General features: G+C 55.1%; 12 protein-coding genes. 11 read left to right on the top strand and 1 reads right to left on the bottom strand.

Annotated elements, in window-relative coordinates; genetic code table 11:
• The first annotated feature begins 62 nt into the window (after positions 1 to 62).
• The 8 genes from csrD (at position 63) to tldD (ending at position 12,337) form a co-directional block, all read left to right on the top strand.
• Entirely contained in the window at positions 63 to 2,003 is a 1,941-nt protein-coding gene (csrD, locus tag B3511_RS18650; RefSeq protein WP_046885753.1) for an RNase E specificity factor CsrD, read from the top strand.
• Positions 2,004 to 2,285: 282 nt separating this feature from the next.
• Positions 2,286 to 3,329: a rod shape-determining protein MreB gene (gene mreB / locus B3511_RS18655; protein ID WP_000913396.1), complete on the top strand. Its 1,044-nt coding sequence runs from the start codon at positions 2,286 to 2,288 to the stop codon at positions 3,327 to 3,329.
• Between the two features lie 61 nt (positions 3,330 to 3,390).
• Complete coding sequence (gene mreC, locus B3511_RS18660) at positions 3,391 to 4,404, top strand: rod shape-determining protein MreC (RefSeq protein ID WP_040073828.1); 1,014 nt, start codon at positions 3,391 to 3,393, stop codon at positions 4,402 to 4,404.
• Positions 4,404 to 4,892 carry a rod shape-determining protein MreD gene (gene mreD / locus B3511_RS18665; protein ID WP_040073829.1) on the top strand — a complete coding sequence of 163 codons (489 nt, stop codon included), beginning with the start codon at positions 4,404 to 4,406 and terminating at the stop codon, positions 4,890 to 4,892. The genes mreC and mreD overlap by 1 nt, the downstream gene beginning before the upstream one ends.
• Before the next feature lie 10 nt (positions 4,893 to 4,902).
• Entirely contained in the window at positions 4,903 to 5,496 is a 594-nt protein-coding gene (locus B3511_RS18670; RefSeq protein ID WP_046885754.1) for a Maf family protein, read from the top strand.
• The gene (rng, locus tag B3511_RS18675; protein WP_040073831.1) at positions 5,486 to 6,955 is read left to right on the top strand and encodes a ribonuclease G; all 1,470 of its coding nucleotides are present in this window, start codon (positions 5,486 to 5,488) and stop codon (positions 6,953 to 6,955) included. The genes B3511_RS18670 and rng overlap by 11 nt, the downstream gene beginning before the upstream one ends.
• Before the next feature lie 45 nt (positions 6,956 to 7,000).
• On the top strand, positions 7,001 to 10,801 hold the full coding sequence (gene yhdP, locus B3511_RS18680) for an AsmA2 domain-containing protein YhdP (protein WP_286790050.1): 3,801 nt from the start codon (positions 7,001 to 7,003) through the stop codon (positions 10,799 to 10,801).
• 90 nt (positions 10,802 to 10,891) lie between these two features.
• The gene (gene tldD, locus B3511_RS18685; protein ID WP_286790051.1) at positions 10,892 to 12,337 is read left to right on the top strand and encodes a metalloprotease TldD; all 1,446 of its coding nucleotides are present in this window, start codon (positions 10,892 to 10,894) and stop codon (positions 12,335 to 12,337) included.
• Between the two features lie 38 nt (positions 12,338 to 12,375).
• Here tldD and aaeR read toward each other — a convergent pair whose 3' ends face one another.
• Positions 12,376 to 13,302, bottom strand: a complete 927-nt coding sequence (gene aaeR, locus B3511_RS18690) for an HTH-type transcriptional activator AaeR (protein WP_286790052.1) — start codon at positions 13,300 to 13,302, stop codon at positions 12,376 to 12,378.
• 179 nt (positions 13,303 to 13,481) lie between these two features.
• Between aaeR and aaeX the strand changes: the two genes are divergently transcribed.
• From aaeX to aaeB, 3 genes are read left to right on the top strand one after another with little or no spacing between them, the layout of a single operon-like run.
• On the top strand, positions 13,482 to 13,685 hold the full coding sequence (gene aaeX, locus B3511_RS18695) for a p-hydroxybenzoic acid efflux pump operon protein AaeX (protein ID WP_040073835.1): 204 nt from the start codon (positions 13,482 to 13,484) through the stop codon (positions 13,683 to 13,685).
• Positions 13,686 to 13,692: 7 nt separating this feature from the next.
• Entirely contained in the window at positions 13,693 to 14,625 is a 933-nt protein-coding gene (gene aaeA / locus B3511_RS18700; protein WP_040073836.1) for a p-hydroxybenzoic acid efflux pump subunit AaeA, read from the top strand.
• Positions 14,626 to 14,630: 5 nt separating this feature from the next.
• The gene (gene aaeB, locus B3511_RS18705; protein ID WP_286790053.1) at positions 14,631 to 16,598 is read left to right on the top strand and encodes a p-hydroxybenzoic acid efflux pump subunit AaeB; all 1,968 of its coding nucleotides are present in this window, start codon (positions 14,631 to 14,633) and stop codon (positions 16,596 to 16,598) included.
• The last annotated feature ends 90 nt before the right edge of the window (positions 16,599 to 16,688 follow it).

Here is a 16,688-nt window from a genome sequence, read left to right on the forward strand (position 1 = left end):
GCTGTTTAAAGCGAGTTAGCGCTCACTCGCTATCCTCATTCACTCACGGAGTAATCTCAAGGATGCGATTATCGACGAAGTTCTCCGCTTTTATCACCTTGCTGACCGGCATGACCATTTTCGTCATACTGATTGGCTGTTCACTGAGCTTCTATAACGCCGTTCAGGACAAACTGGTCAACCGCGTGCAGGCCGTGGCCTCGGTCATTGATACACGACTTGTCAGCACGTCGTTTTCCCAGCTCTCCGGCCAGCTTGACGAACTGATGGCACCAACGGACATCGTCAGCATTGAGATAAAGCAGGGCAGAGAGACGGTCTTTCGCCATCAGCGCACCGGGGTATACCACTCTGCAGGCATACAGATGCAGTATCGCGAACAGGATATCCATTCGCTGAAAAATCCGGGTATGACCCTCAGACTGGTATATCAGGATCCGATGAACAACTACCTCCACTCGCTGATGACTACCGCGCCACTCACCCTCGCCGTTGCCTTTATCGCGTTGTTACTCCTGTTGGCCGTGCGCTGGCTGCGCCGCCAGCTCAACGGGCAGGAGTTACTTGAATCGCGTTCGGCGCGTATTCTGAACGGAGAGCGGGGGGCACAGGTTCGCGGGTCAGTCTATGAGTGGCCATCCCGTACCAGCAGCGCGCTCGATGTCCTGCTCTCTGAAATCCAGTTTGCCAGCGATCAGCGCAGCCGCATGGACACCCTGATTCGCTCTTATGCCGCGCAGGACAACAAAACCGGTCTCAATAATCGTCTCTTCTTTGACAACCAGTTGGCCACGCTGCTGGAAGACCAGGAGAAGGTGGGCTCCCACGGCGTGGTTATGTTAGTTCGCCTGCCAGACTTTGATCTGATGAAAGATAACTGGGGGCGTACGGTCGCAGAAGAGCATCTGTTTACCCTTATTAATCTGCTCTCAACATTTATTATGCGTTACCCGGGCGCGTTACTGGCCCGCTATCATCGCAGTGATTATGCAGTGTTGCTTCCCCATCGCACGTTGAAAGAATCCGAAAGTATTGCCAGCCTGCTGCTTAAAACCGTGGATGCCCTGCCGCCTACGAAAATGCTCGATCGCGATGATATGGTGCATATTGGCATCTGCGCCTGGCGTGGCGGGCAGACGACGGAGCAAGTAATGGAACACGCTGAAGCCGCTACCCGTAACGCGGTGCTGCAGGGCGCCAACGGTTGGGCCGTGTACGACGACTCCCTGCCGGAGAAGGGGCGCGGCAACGTGCGCTGGCGTACCCTGATTGAGCAGACTCTGAACCGCGGTGGGCCGCGTATTTATCAGAAACCGGCGGTTACAAAAGATGGCATGGTCCATCATCGTGAACTGCTGTGCCGTATTTTTGATGGCAACGAAGAGGTGGTCTCGGCGGAGTACCTGCCGATGATCCTCCAGTTTGGTCTGTCGGAAGAGTATGACCGCCAGCAAATTACGCGCCTGATGCCTTTTTTATCTTTCTGGCCGGAAGAAAATCTGGCGATCCAGATAACTGTTGAATCGCTGATTCGCCCGCGTTTTCAGCGCTGGCTGCGTGATGTTTTGATGCAGTGTGAAAAATCACAGCGAAAACGGATTATTTTTGAACTTGCAGAGGCAGATGTCTGTCAACATATCAGCCGGTTACAAGCGATAGTACGTTTGATCACTGCGCTTGGCGCTCGCGTGGCGGTAACCCAGGCGGGTTTAACGCTGGTCAGTACCAGCTGGATCAAGACCCTTGAAGTGGCACTGTTAAAGCTCCATCCGGGTCTGGTTCGGAACATTGAAAAGCGCACGGAAAACCAGCTGCTGGTGCAGAGTCTGGTGGAAGCGTGCAAAGGGACACAGACGCAAGTATTTGCCACTGGCGTGCGCAGCAGAAGTGAATGGCAGACGTTGACAGAGCGCGGCGTGTCAGGCGGTCAGGGGGATTTTTTTGCTGCCTCTCAGCCGCTTGACAGCAATGTGAAAAAATATTCGCAAAGATACTCTGTTTAACCTGCCGTTTAATTTGTTTTCACGTAGAATATCGCGCCTGTAGCTTGAGTATGACGAGCAAAAAAGACAGTGAACGACCTTTGACTGGTTACAAATGAAAGTGTGAGGAACACTGCTGTTGATTCAGCCCTGAGGGAGTCAGGTGTCGATTTGTAACAAAGGAAACGTACTGCACTAATTTTCACCGTAGCAGATGATTTTTGCGCCTTGTCGCTGCTGCGCGTGGTTGGTAAAGTAAGCGGATTTTGTTTTCCGCCCCAGCTTTCAGGATTATCCCTTAGTATGTTGAAAAAATTTCGTGGCATGTTTTCCAATGACCTGTCCATTGACCTGGGTACCGCGAATACCCTTATCTATGTAAAAGGACAAGGCATCGTACTGAATGAGCCTTCCGTTGTGGCCATTCGTCAGGATCGTGCTGGTTCACCGAAAAGCGTGGCGGCCGTTGGTCATGACGCTAAGCAGATGCTTGGTCGTACCCCAGGTAACATCGCAGCTATTCGCCCGATGAAAGACGGCGTTATCGCTGACTTCTTCGTGACCGAAAAAATGCTTCAGCACTTCATTAAGCAGGTGCATAGCAATAGCTTCATGCGTCCAAGCCCGCGCGTTCTGGTGTGCGTGCCGGTAGGTGCTACCCAGGTAGAACGTCGTGCTATTCGTGAATCCGCTCAGGGCGCCGGTGCGCGTGAAGTCTTCCTGATTGAAGAGCCGATGGCAGCCGCAATCGGCGCGGGTCTGCCGGTTTCCGAAGCTACCGGTTCCATGGTTGTAGATATCGGTGGTGGTACCACTGAAGTCGCCGTTATCTCCCTGAACGGCGTGGTCTACTCCTCCTCCGTACGTATCGGCGGTGACCGTTTCGACGAAGCCATCATTAATTATGTGCGCCGTAACTACGGCTCTCTGATCGGTGAAGCGACCGCAGAGCGTATCAAGCACGAAATCGGTTCTGCCTATCCGGGCGACGAAGTGCGTGAAATCGAAGTTCGCGGACGTAACCTGGCTGAAGGCGTTCCACGCGGCTTTACCCTGAACTCCAACGAAATCCTCGAAGCGCTGCAGGAGCCATTGACCGGTATCGTGAGCGCCGTGATGGTTGCCCTGGAACAGTGCCCGCCGGAACTGGCTTCCGATATCTCCGAGCGCGGTATGGTTCTGACTGGTGGTGGTGCGCTGCTGCGTAACCTCGACCGCCTGTTGATGGAAGAGACAGGTATTCCTGTCGTAGTTGCAGAAGATCCACTGACTTGCGTAGCCCGTGGCGGCGGCAAGGCGCTGGAGATGATCGACATGCACGGCGGCGACTTGTTCAGCGAAGAGTAGTCGGAAGTGAAAGGGTAGCGGATGCTACCCTTTCTCTCTGACGCGAGAGTACGCATAGCCTATGAAGCCAATTTTTAGCCGTGGCCCGTCGCTACAGTTTCGCCTGATTTTGGCGTTGCTGGTGGCGCTCGGCGTCATTATCGCCGATAGCCGCCTCGGTACGTTCAGCCAGATCCGAACGTACATGGATACCGCCGTCAGTCCTTTCTACTTTATATCAAATGGTCCCCGTGAATTGCTGGATAGCGTCTCCCAGACGTTGTCATCGCGCGACCAGCTCGAACTTGAAAACCGTGCATTACGCCAGGAGTTGCTGCTGAAAAACAGCGAACTGCTGATGCTGGGCCAGTATCGTCAGGAAAATGCCCGTCTGCGTGAGCTGTTAGGATCGCCGCTGCGTCAGGATGAGCAGAAAATGGTTACCCAGGTCATTTCGACCGTTAACGATCCCTATAGCGATCAGGTGGTCATCGACAAAGGCAGCGTAAACGGTGTTTACGAAGGCCAGCCGGTTATCAGCGACAAAGGCGTTGTAGGGCAGGTGGTCGCCGTTGCTAAGCTGACCAGCCGCGTTTTATTGATTTGTGATGCAACGCATGCATTGCCGATTCAGGTATTACGTAACGATATACGCGTGATTGCTGCCGGCAACGGTTGTACTGATGATCTGCAGCTGGAGCATCTGCCTGCTAACACCGACATTCGGGTGGGTGATGTACTGGTGACATCGGGTCTGGGGGGGCGTTTCCCGGAAGGTTATCCTGTGGGTGTGGTCTCCTCTGTGAGGCTGGATACTCAGCGCGCCTATACCGTGATTCAGGCTCGTCCAACGGCCGGTCTGCAGCGTCTGCGTTATCTGTTATTGCTCTGGGGCGCAGATCGCAACGGCAGTAACCCAATGACGCCGGAAGATGTGCACCGTGTAGCAAATGAACGTCTGATGCAGATGATGCCGCAGGTGTTACCATCACCGGACGCGATGGGGCCACCGGCGCCCGTTCCGGCGCCAGCGACGGGGCTAACCCAGCCTCAGCCTGCTACGCCGCCACCGCAGCGCTCCCCGGGAGGGCAATAGTGGCAAGTTATCGTAGCCAGGGACGCTGGGTTATCTGGCTCTCGTTTTTAGTCGCACTGCTACTGCAAGTTATGCCCTGGCCGGACGACATTCTTGTCTTCCGGCCAAATTGGGTACTGCTTATTCTGTTGTACTGGATTCTGGCGCTCCCGCACCGCGTAAATGTGGGCACGGGATTCGTGATGGGTGCCATACTGGATCTCATCAGTGGCTCTACGCTTGGCGTGCGCGCTTTGTCCATGAGCATCATTGCTTACCTGGTCGCACTGAAATTCCAGCTTTTTCGCAATCTGGCGCTCTGGCAACAGGCGCTGGTGGTGATGTTGTTATCTCTTGCTGCGGATATCATTGTTTTCTGGGCAGAGTTTTTAGTGATCAACGTCTCTTTCCGACCTGAAGTGTTCTGGAGTAGTGTAGTAAACGGTGTCCTCTGGCCATGGTTATTCCTGCTGATGCGTAAAATTCGCCAGCAGTTTGCCGTGCAATAAAAAGGTTTCTATGACGTCTTTGTATCTCGCTTCCGGCTCACCTCGCCGTCAGGAATTGCTGACCCAGTTGGGCGTAACGTTTGAACGCATCGTCACCGGCATTGAAGAAGTCCGGGCCAGTGGCGAAAGCGCTCAACAGTATGTTTCCCGCCTGGCGCGAGAGAAGGCACAGGCAGGCGTGGCGCAAACGCCGCGTGATTTACCCGTACTGGGCGCAGATACCATCGTTATCCTTAATGGTGAAGTCCTTGAGAAACCGCGCGATGGCGCTCACGCGGCGACCATGCTGCGCAAATTGTCCGGGCATACGCATCAGGTCATGACCGCCGTTGCCATCGCTGACAGCCAGCACGTACTGGATTGCCTGGTCGTTACCGATGTTACGTTCAGAGTGCTCACCGAAGAAGACATTACCGCTTACATCGACAGCGGTGAACCTATGGATAAAGCAGGTGCATACGGTATTCAAGGGTTGGGTGGCTGTTTTGTCAGGAAGATAAATGGCAGCTATCACGCCGTAGTCGGCTTACCGCTGGTGGAAACGTATGAGTTGCTGAGCAATTTTAACTCACTGCGTGAGAGAAGGGATAATTATGACGGCTGAATTGTTGGTAAACGTAACGCCATCGGAAACGCGTGTCGCTTATATTGATGGCGGCATTCTGCAGGAAATCCATATTGAGCGTGAAGCGCGACGCGGAATCGTAGGCAATATCTACAAAGGTCGTGTGAGTCGTGTGCTACCGGGTATGCAGGCGGCATTTGTAGATATTGGTCTGGATAAGGCCGCATTCCTTCATGCTTCTGACATCATGCCGCACACCGAATGCGTGGCGGGTGAAGAGCAAAAACAGTTTACTGTACGCGATATCTCGGAGCTGGTACGTCAGGGGCAGGATCTGATGGTGCAGGTGGTGAAAGATCCCCTCGGTACCAAAGGCGCGCGTTTAACGACCGACATTACGCTGCCTTCCCGTTATCTGGTCTTTATGCCCGGTGCGTCTCACGTGGGGGTTTCCCAGCGCATTGAGAGCGAAACCGAACGCGAACGCCTGAAAAAGGTCGTCAGTGCCTATTGCGACGAGCAGGGCGGTTTTATCATTCGTACCGCCGCAGAAGGGATTAGCGAAGATGATCTGGCCTCGGACGCGGCCTACCTGAAACGCGTCTGGACCAAGGTGATGGAACGTAAAAAACGCAACCAGACGCGCTATCAACTGTATGGCGAGCTGGCGCTGGCTCAGCGCGTTCTGCGCGACTTCGCTGACGCTCAGCTTGACCGCATCCGCGTCGACTCCCGTCTGACCTATGAAGCCTTGCTGGAATTTACCAGCGAGTACATTCCTGAAATGCCGGGTCTGCTGGAACACTATGTCGGCAAGCAGCCGATCTTCGATCTGTTCGACGTGGAGAACGAGATCCAGCGCGCGCTGGAGCGTAAAGTGGAACTGAAGTCCGGCGGTTATTTGATTATTGACCAGACCGAAGCCATGACGACGGTGGATATCAATACCGGTGCCTTTGTAGGCCACCGTAATCTTGATGACACCATCTTCAATACCAATATAGAAGCAACCCAGGCTATCGCCCGTCAGCTGCGTCTGCGTAATCTTGGCGGCATTATCATCATCGATTTTATCGATATGAGTAATGAAGACCACCGTCGCCGCGTGCTGCATTCACTGGAGCAGGCGCTCAGTAAAGATCGCGTTAAAACCAGTATTAACGGCTTCTCTCAGCTGGGGCTGGTGGAGATGACCCGCAAACGCACCCGCGAAAGCGTGGAGCACGTGCTCTGTAATGAGTGTCCGACGTGCCACGGCCGTGGCACGGTGAAGACCACCGAGACTGTCTGCTATGAAATCATGCGTGAAATTGTTCGCGTGCATCATGCCTACGACTCCGACCGTTTCCTGGTCTATGCTTCTCCTTCGGTGGCAGAAGCCCTGAAAGGGGAAGAGTCCCACGCATTGGCAGAAGTGGAAATTTTTGTCGGCAAACAGGTGAAAGTACAAATCGAACCGCTCTATAACCCGGAGCAATTCGATGTGGTAATGATGTAATACGCAGGCTGCTGCGATACGAGAACGGCTGACAAGGAGCGACGCGTGAGGCGACTGCCGGGGATTTTATTGCTTACAGGGGCAACGCTGATTGTGATTGTCGCGCTGCTGGTAAGCGGGCTGCGTCTCGTATTGCCGCATCTGGATAGCTGGCGCCCGCAGGTGCTGGCCAAACTGGGATCTGCGACCGGTATGCCGATTGAGGCCAGTAAGCTCAACGCCAGCTGGCAAAACTTCGGCCCCACCCTCGACGTTCACGACATCAATGCCGGCCTCAAGGATGGCGGCTATCTGAAAATAAGCCGCGTCACCCTCGCTCTGGATGTCTGGCAAAGCTTGTTGCACCTGCGCTGGCAGTTTCGCGATCTCACCTTTTATCAGCTGAAGTTTGTAACCAATACGCCGTTACGTAATGACAAAAAGAGCGGTGGATTTGAAGCCAACCGTATTAGCGATCTCTTTTTACGCCAGTTCGATCATTTCGATCTGCGCGACAGTGAAGTGAGTTTTATTACCCTCTCTGGCCAGCGCGCCGAACTGGCGATCCCGCAACTGACCTGGCTTAACGGCAAAGATCGTCATCGCGCCGAGGGGCAGGTCAGCCTCTCCAGCCTGAACGGTCAGCACGGGATCGTGCAGGTACGTATGGACCTGCGTGATGATGACAGCGGTCTGCTAAACAATGGCAAAGTGTGGATGCAGGCTGACGACGTAGATGTTAAACCCTGGTTGGGTGAATGGCTGCAGAAAGATATGCAGCTGCAGACGGCGCGGTTCAGCATTGAAGGCTGGATGACCCTCAGTAAAGGCGAGATCGCCGGCGGAGATATCTGGCTGAAGCAGGGCGGCGCGACCTGGCCGGGTGAAGATCGTCAGCATCGACTTATGGTGGATAACCTCACCGCGCATATTACCCGCGCTGGCGAAGGCTGGCAGTTTGCTATTCCTGATACCCGCATCACGCTGGATGATAAACCCTGGCCGCGTGGCGCGCTGGCGCTGGCGTGGATCCCGGAACAAGAAGTCGGCGGCAAAAATAGCAAGCGCAGCGATGAGTTGCGTATTCGCGCCAGTAACCTCGAGCTGGAAGGGCTTGAAGGATTGCGTTCAATGGCGTCTAAACTCTCACCGGCCCTGGGGGAAGTGTGGCAGGCGACACAGCCGGTCGGGGCCATTAACTCGCTGGCGCTGGATATTCCTCTGCAGGCTACCGAGAAAACCCGTTTCGACATCGCCTGGACCGACCTCGCCTGGAAACAGTGGAAGCTGCTGCCAGGGGCAGAACATTTCAGCGGAACCCTGGAAGGGAGCGTTGAAGATGGCCGTCTTACCGGCCAGATGAATAATGCCGTCATGCCTTATGAAACGGTCTTCCGCGCCCCGCTGGAGATTGAGAAAGGAACCGCAACGCTCAACTGGTTAAAGAACGAAAAAGGGTTCCAGCTGGATGGCCGCCATATTGATGTGAAAGCGAAAGCGGTACATGCCCGGGGCGACTTCCGTTATATGCAGCCTCAGGGCGAAGAACCCTGGCTGGGCATTCTGGCGGGTATTAGCACGGATGATGGGTCGCAGGCCTGGCGCTATTTTCCCGAAAACCTGATGGGCAAGGATCTGGTGGATTACCTGAGCGGTGCGATTCAGGGGGGCCAGGCGGACAACGCTACCCTGGTCTATGGCGGTAACCCGCACCTGTTCCCATACAAACATAATGAAGGCCAGTTCCAGGTGCTGGTCCCGCTGCATAACGCGACCTTTGCCTTCCAGCCGGACTGGCCGGCGCTAAAGAATCTCGATATCGAACTCAACTTCATCAACGACGGCCTGTGGATGAAGAGCGACAGCGTGGCGCTGGGCGGCGTGACTGCCAGCAACCTGAAGGCGGTTATCCCCGATTACTCAAAAGAAAAATTGCTGATTGATGCCGATATCAACGGGCCGGGTAAGGCCGTTGGGCCCTATTTTGCAGAGACTCCGTTGAAGGATTCCCTGGCTACGACCCTGGATGAGCTCCAGCTTGATGGTGATGTGAATGCTCGCTTACATCTGGATATTCCGCTCGACGGTGAAATGACCACCGCTGAAGGCGATGTGCATCTGCACGACAACGATCTGTTTATTAAACCCCTCAATAGCACCATCAATAACCTGAGTGGCCAGTTCAGCTTTGTGAATGGCAATCTAAAGAGTGAACCCCTGACGGCAAGCTGGTTTAAGCAGCCGGTCACTATCGACTTTTCGACCACCGAGGGGGAAAAAGCGTATCAGGTCGCGGTAAATCTGGATGCCAACTGGCAGCCAGCCCGTATGGATGTGCTGCCAAAACCGGTCAGTGAAGCGGTGAGCGGCTCGTTGCCATGGCAGGGGAAAGTGGCAATTGATCTGCCGTACCGTGGCAGCGCGAAATATAAGGTAGATATCACCAGCGATCTGAAGAATGTAAGCAGTCACTTACCTTCTCCGCTGAACAAGAGCGCAGGTGAAGCATTACCGGTCAAAATCAATGTCGATGGCAACCTTAACAGTTTTACCCTGACGGGCAATGCCGGTGCCAATAACCACTTCAACAGCCGCTGGCTGCTGAATCGCAAGCTAACGCTGGATCGGGCAACCTGGACCTCCGATAGCCGCACCCTCCCGCCGCTACCGGATCAGCCTGGCGTTGAACTGAATTTGCCAGCGATGGATGGCGCCGAGTGGCTTGGATTGTTACAAAAAGGGGTGGGGAAAAACGTGGATGATGCCGCGCAATTCCCGGAGCAGATCACCGTTCGGACCCCTTCGCTGGCGCTGGGCGGACAGCAGTGGAACAACCTGAGCATTGTCTCCCGACCGACGGCGACGGGATCGACGGTCGAGGCGCATGGTCGTGAAATCAACGCGACGCTGACGATGCGAGATGCCGCCCCATGGCTGGCTGATATCCGCTACCTCTATTTCAACCCGGCCTCACCGACGGGCAGTAACGACACTAACGCAATCTCCTTCGCGGCGAATAAACGCATCGATTTTACCGGCCTGCCAGACCTTCAACTGCGCTGCGCTGAATGCTGGTTGTGGGGGCAAAAATATGGTCGCATCGACGGCGATTTTGCCATTAAGGGCAATACCCTGTCCCTGACGGACGGGCTGCTGGATACTGGCTTTGGCCGTTTGACAGTGAACGGTGAATGGGTAAACAGTGCGAGCGAGCAACGTACCTCGCTGAAAGGGCAGGTGAAAGGCAATAAGCTGGATGCCGCAGCAGGCTTCTTTGGGGTCACCACACCGGTTCGCGATTCGAATTTTGATGTCGATTATGACCTGCACTGGCGCAATCCGCCGTGGCAGCCGGATGAGGCCTCGCTGAACGGAATCATCAAAGCGCGGCTTGGAAAGGGCCATATTGCCGACGTAAGCACCGGCCATGCCGGGCAAATTTTGCGTCTGCTGAGTTTTGATGCCCTGCTGCGTAAGCTGCGCTTCGACTTTAGCGATACCTTTAATGAAGGCTTCTACTACGATGCCATCCGTAGCACCGCCTGGATCAAGGACGGGGTACTGCATACGGACGACACCCTGGTTGATGGGCTGGAAGCTGACATCGCTATGAAAGGCTCCGTCAACCTGGTGCGTCGCGAACTGGATATGGAAGCGGTTGTCGCGCCGGAGATCTCCGCTACCGTCGGCGTGGCGGCGGCCTTTGCGGTTAACCCGATTGTGGGCGCTGCGGTGTTTGCTGCCAGTAGGGTGTTAGGACCACTGTGGAACAAGGTCTCGATTCTGCGCTATCGCATCACTGGCCCGGTAGATAAACCGCAGATCAATGAAGTCCTGCGCCAGCCGCGCAAAGATGCACAGCAATGATTTGACGCGGGCAATTAATTGCCTCACTCTCAATAGATAAGATCTTAATTACCGCCTCGTAGGCGGCAACGAACAACGAGTAGCAAAACGATGAGTCTGAACCTGGTAAGTGAACATTTGCTGGCAGCGAACGGCCTGAGTCATCAGGATCTGTTCTCTATTCTTGGTCAACTGACCGAACGCCGTCTCGACTACGGCGATCTCTATTTCCAGTCGAGCTATCACGAGTCCTGGGTGTTAGAAGACAGCATCATCAAAGATGGTTCCTGGAACATCGACCAGGGCGTGGGAGTCCGCGCGGTCAGCGGTGAGAAGACCGGTTTTGCCTATGCTGACCAGATTAGCCTGGCGTCGCTGACTCAGAGCGCACAGGCCGCTCGTACCATCGTGCGTGAGACGGGCAACGGACAAGCAAAAACCCTTGGCGAAGTATCACATACGGCGCTTTATACCAGTATCGATCCGCTGCAGAGCATGAGCCGCGAAGAGAAACTGGACATCCTGCGTCGCGTAGACAAAGTCGCTCGTGCGGCGGATAAGCGCGTACAGGAAGTGAGCGCTAGCCTGAGCGGTGTTTATGAATTGATCCTGGTAGCCGCCACCGATGGCACCCTGGCTGCCGATGTTCGTCCGCTGGTGCGTCTGTCGGTCAGCGTACAGGTTGAAGAGGATGGTAAACGCGAGCGCGGCTCAAGCGGCGGCGGCGGTCGTTTCGGTTATGAGTGGTTCCTTGCCGATGCGGATGGCGAAGTGCGTGCCGACGCGTGGGCGAAAGAGGCCGTGCGCATGGCGCTGGTAAATCTCTCCGCCGTTGCAGCACCCGCGGGCACTCTGCCGGTCGTGTTGGGCGCAGGCTGGCCGGGCGTGCTGCTGCACGAAGCGGTCGGTCACGGTCTGGAAGGTGACTTCAACCGTCGCGGTACTTCAGTCTTCAGCGGCCAGATGGGTCAGCTGGTGGCATCTGAACTTTGTACCGTTGTCGATGATGGCACCATGGCCGATCGCCGTGGTTCTATCTCAATCGATGACGAAGGGACGCCGGGCCAGTACAACGTCTTGATTGAAAATGGTGTGCTGAAAGGCTACATGCAGGACAAACTCAACGCGCGTCTGATGGGCGTGGCACCTACCGGTAACGGTCGCCGTGAGTCTTATGCCCATCTGCCGATGCCGCGTATGACGAACACCTACATGCTGGGTGGAAAATCCACGCCGCAAGAGATCATCGAGTCGGTCGATTACGGTATCTATGCCCCGAACTTTGGCGGTGGCCAGGTGGACATCACCTCCGGTAAATTTGTCTTCTCAACTTCAGAAGCCTATCTGATTGAGAAAGGCAAAGTCACCAAAGCGGTAAAAGGGGCGACGCTGATTGGTTCGGGTATTGAAGCGATGCAGCAAATCTCTATGGTCGGCAACGATCTCAAGCTGGATAACGGCGTGGGCGTGTGCGGCAAAGAGGGGCAAAGTTTGCCGGTTGGCGTAGGCCAGCCGACGCTGAAAGTAGATAACCTGACGGTGGGCGGCACGGCCTGATCCAACTCTGCTCCTCTTCCTGCGGGAAGAGGAGCCTGCTACTCCTTCCTTTTTTCCCGCATTGCCCGATACAGCTCCGCCACGTCCACAAAGTAATCTGTCAGATAGTTAATACAGACCTGCACCTTCAGCGGCAATTTATCCTTTTCAGTATAAAGCGCATAGACCGGACGCGGATCGGATTGATAGCGCGGGAAGAGGATCTCCAGCTCGCCGCTGTTGATCTCATTGATCACCCACATTAGCGGTACATAAGCGATCCCGACGCCGGCCACCAGCCAGCGCGTTAAGGTCATGGGATCGTTGGTCACAAACCGTCCCTGCGGGATCAACTTTGTCGATAACCCCTCTGGCGCCACCAGTTCAAACGCGTTGTCCGGACGCACGCTGTACTCAAGCCAGGAGTGGTTACTGAGATCGGCAGGTTTATCCGGTATCCCGGCCTGCACAAGGTACTTTTTGGCGGCACAAACCACCATCGGCATGCTACCCAGTCGCCGGGAGAAGAGGCTGGAATCCTGGAGCGCGCCTACGCGGATCACCACGTCCAGGCCGTCGGCAATCAGGTCCGGTGCCGGGATGCCGGTCACCAGATCAACTGACAGGCCAGGGTACTCTTTCAACATTTCTGCCGTCATACCGGCGAGGACATTTTGTGCCATAGTGGAAGAGCAACCGATACGCAGGGTGCCAATGGGGGTGTTATTAAAGGCGTAGAGCTGCTCGTGCACCTCCTGCGCTTCATGCAGCATACGGCGGCAACCCTGATAGTAAATTTTACCGGCTTCGGTCAGGCCGATACTGCGGGTACTGCGATTAAGAAGTTTTACCTGAAGGTCATCTTCCAGTTTAGAGACGGTCTGACTGATCGACGAGACGCTCATCTGTAGTTGCCGGGCAGCGGAAGTAAATGAGCCCAGTTCAACGACTTTGGCAAAAACGGACATGCGTTTTAAACGTTCCATTATTCACTCTGGCTTAAAAGTGATTTAGATCACATATTATAGATAACAGCATAACAGTTACGCTAATATACTATTAATAACCCGGCAGCTACGCCACTCTCGCCCGGCTTTTCTTGCCCTTAATGCGGTGGCGCAGCTCAATAAATCTTTCGCCTGCTCGCTCTCTAACCAAGGTCAACATGAGTCTGTTTCCCGTTATCGTGGTGTTCGGTTTGTCGTTCCCACCGATATTTTTTGAACTGCTTTTATCACTGGCGATTTTTTGGCTGGTGCGTAAGGTGCTGACGCCGACCGGCATTTATGATTTCGTCTGGCACCCTGCATTGTTCAATACCGCGCTGTACTGCTGCCTGTTTTATCTGATATCGCGTTTGTTTGTTTGAGGTAGATGTGAAAACACTAACAAGAAAAATCTCTCGTACCGCTATCACCCTGGCGCTGGTCGTACTGGCGTTCATCGCGATTTTCCGTGCATGGGTCTACTACACCGAGTCACCCTGGACGCGTGATGCGCGTTTTAGCGCCGATATCGTGGCGATTGCGCCTGACGTCGCAGGGCTGATTACCTCAGTGAATATTAAAGACAACCAGCTGGTGAAGAAAGACCAGGTGCTGTTTACCATCGATCAGCCACGTTATCAGAAAGCGCTGGAAGAGGCCGAAGCAGATGTTGCCTACTACAAAGCGCTGGCCGCGGAGAAACGTCGTGAAGCCGGACGCCGTAACAAGTTAGGCGTACAGGCCATGTCCCGTGAAGAGATTGACCAATCTAACAACGTGCTGCAAACCGTCCTGCATCAGCAGGCAAAAGCTGAAGCGACCCGCGATCTGGCGAAACTGGATCTGGAACGCACCGTGATTCGCGCCCCGGCTGATGGCTGGGTGACGAACCTGAACGTCTATACCGGCGAATTTATTACCCGCGGCTCGACCGCAGTGGCGCTGGTTAAGCAACGCTCTTTCTACGTGCTGGCCTATATGGAAGAGACCAAGCTGGAGGGGGTACGCCCGGGTTATCGGGCAGAGATTACGCCGCTAGGCAGCAACCGCGTACTGAAAGGTACAGTGGATAGCGTGGCGGCAGGCGTGACCAACGCCAGCGCAACCCGTGACAGCAAAGGGATGGCCACCGTTGACTCTAATCTGGAGTGGGTGCGTCTGGCCCAGCGTGTACCGGTACGTATCCGTCTGGATGAAGAGCAAGGTAACCTGTGGCCGGCAGGCACGACAGCAACGGTGGTGATCACCGGCGAGAAAGATCGTGATGCCAGCCAGGATTCATGGTTCCGTAAAATGGCGCATCGCCTGCGTGAGTTCGGTTAATCATTATGGGCATCTTCTCCATCGCCAACCAGCATTTACGCTTCGCCATTAAGTTGGCCTGCGCCATTGTGCTGGCGCTGTTTGTTGGCTTTCACTTCAATCTGGAAACCCCGCGCTGGGCGGTATTGACGGCGGCAATCGTCGCGGCCGGCCCGGCGTTCGCGGCCGGGGGCGAACCCTATTCAGGCGCTATCCGCTATCGCGGGATGTTACGTATTGTCGGTACCTTCATTGGCTGTATCGCCGCGCTGACCATCATCATTCTGATGATCCGCACCCCGCTGCTAATGATTATGGTGTGCTGTATCTGGGCCGGTTTTTGTACCTGGGTCTCCTCATTGATCCGTGTCGAAAACTCCTACGCCTGGGGGCTTTCTGGCTATACGGCGCTGATCATTGTTATCACTATTCAGACCGAGCCGTTGCTCACGCCGCAGTTTGCGGTTGAGCGCTGTAGTGAAATTGTGCTTGGTATCGTCTGTGCGATCGTCGCGGATCTGCTCTTCTCGCCGCGATCCATCAAACAGGAAGTCGACCGGGAGCTGGATGCGCTGATCGTTGCTCAGTATCAGCTGATGCAGCTCTGTATCAAACATGGCGACAGCGAAGCGGTGGATAATGCCTGGGGGGCGCTGGTGCGCCGTACCACCGCGCTGGAGGGGATGCGCAGCAACCTCAATATGGAATCTTCTCGCTGGTCGCGAGCTAACCGACGCCTGAAAGCGCTTAACACCGTCTCCTTAACGCTGATCACCCAGGCTTGCGAAACCTATCTTATTCAAAATAGCCGCCCGGAAGCCATCACCGACACCTTCCGCGAACTGTTTGAAGAGCCGGTAGAGACGGCGCAGGATGTGCACCGACAGTTAAAACGCATGCGTCGGGTCATCGCCTGGACTGGCGAACGTGATACGCCCATCACCATCTATAGTTGGGTAGGCGCGGCGACACGCTATTTGCTTCTCAAGCGGGGCGTCATCGGTAACACCAAAATCAGCGCCACGGAAGAAGAGGTGCTGGCAGGCGAAGTGGTCGTAAAAGCCGAATCGGCGGAACGCCACCACGCCATGGTCAACTTCTGGCGTACAACGCTTGCCTGTATGCTCGGTACCCTGTTCTGGCTCTGGACCGGCTGGACCTCCGGCAGCGGGGCGATGGTAATGATTGCGGTGGTGACTTCGCTGGCAATGCGACTTCCCAATCCACGCATGGTGGCGCTGGATTTCCTGTATGGCACCATTGCGGCGCTGCCGCTGGGGGCATTCTATTTCCTGGTGGTGATCCCCTCGACTCAACAAAGTATGTTCCTGCTCTGCCTCAGTCTGGCAGTGATGGCCTTCTTTATTGGTATCGAGGTGCAAAAGCGCCGACTGGGATCGCTGGGGGCGCTGGCCAGTACCATTAACATCATCGTGCTGGATAATCCCATGACCTTTCACTTCAGCCAGTTTCTGGATAGTGCGCTTGGGCAGATTGTGGGTTGTTTCCTGGCGATGATGGTGATTCTGCTGGTGCGCGATAACTCGCAGGCCCGCACCGGGCGCGTTTTGCTGAATCAATTTGTTTCGGCCGCCGTCTCGGCGATGACCACCAATACCGCCCGGCGTAAAGAGAACCATCTGCCTGCGCTCTATCAGCAGCTCTTTTTACTGCTGACGAAGTTCCCGGGAGATATCGCCAAGTTCCGTCTGGCGCTGACGTTAATCATTGCCCATCAGCGACTGCGCAATGCGCCGGTACCGGTGAATGACGATCTCTCTGCGTTTCACCGCCAACTGCGTCGCACTGCGGATCACGTGATTGCGGCCTCCAGCGACGACAAACGCCGCCGCTACTTTGGCCAACTCCTGGAAGAGCTGGATGTCTATCAGGAAAAACTGCGTATCTGGGAAGCGCCGCCGCAGGTGACCGAGCCGGTAAACCGGCTGGTCAGCATGCTGCATCGGTATCAAAATGCCCTTACCGATAGCTAATCCTCCCACAAAAACCGACGCCCAAAGCGTCGGTTTTTTTGTGGCTATACTTAGTCTGGCAAGTTTTTAAATCCAGAAAGGGAGGACACC

Origin of the sequence: Leclercia sp. UBA1284, from assembly GCF_002308415.1 — a bacterium.
Taxonomy (GTDB): Bacteria; Pseudomonadota; Gammaproteobacteria; order Enterobacterales; family Enterobacteriaceae; genus Enterobacter; species Enterobacter pneumoniae.

Excerpts from the sequence above, each read along its gene's own strand:
- csrD (WP_046885753.1), top strand. The coding sequence starts at position 63 with ATGCGATTATCGACGAAGTTCTCCGCTTTTATCACCTTGCTGACCGGC.
- mreB (WP_000913396.1), top strand. The coding sequence starts at position 2,286 with ATGTTGAAAAAATTTCGTGGCATGTTTTCCAATGACCTGTCCATTGAC.
- mreC (WP_040073828.1), top strand. The coding sequence starts at position 3,391 with ATGAAGCCAATTTTTAGCCGTGGCCCGTCGCTACAGTTTCGCCTGATT.
- B3511_RS18670 (WP_046885754.1), top strand. The coding sequence starts at position 4,903 with ATGACGTCTTTGTATCTCGCTTCCGGCTCACCTCGCCGTCAGGAATTG.
- rng (WP_040073831.1), top strand. The coding sequence starts at position 5,486 with ATGACGGCTGAATTGTTGGTAAACGTAACGCCATCGGAAACGCGTGTC.
- tldD (WP_286790051.1), top strand. The coding sequence starts at position 10,892 with ATGAGTCTGAACCTGGTAAGTGAACATTTGCTGGCAGCGAACGGCCTG.
- aaeR (WP_286790052.1), bottom strand. The coding sequence starts at position 13,302 with ATGGAACGTTTAAAACGCATGTCCGTTTTTGCCAAAGTCGTTGAACTG.
- aaeX (WP_040073835.1), top strand. The coding sequence starts at position 13,482 with ATGAGTCTGTTTCCCGTTATCGTGGTGTTCGGTTTGTCGTTCCCACCG.
- aaeB (WP_286790053.1), top strand. The coding sequence starts at position 14,631 with ATGGGCATCTTCTCCATCGCCAACCAGCATTTACGCTTCGCCATTAAG.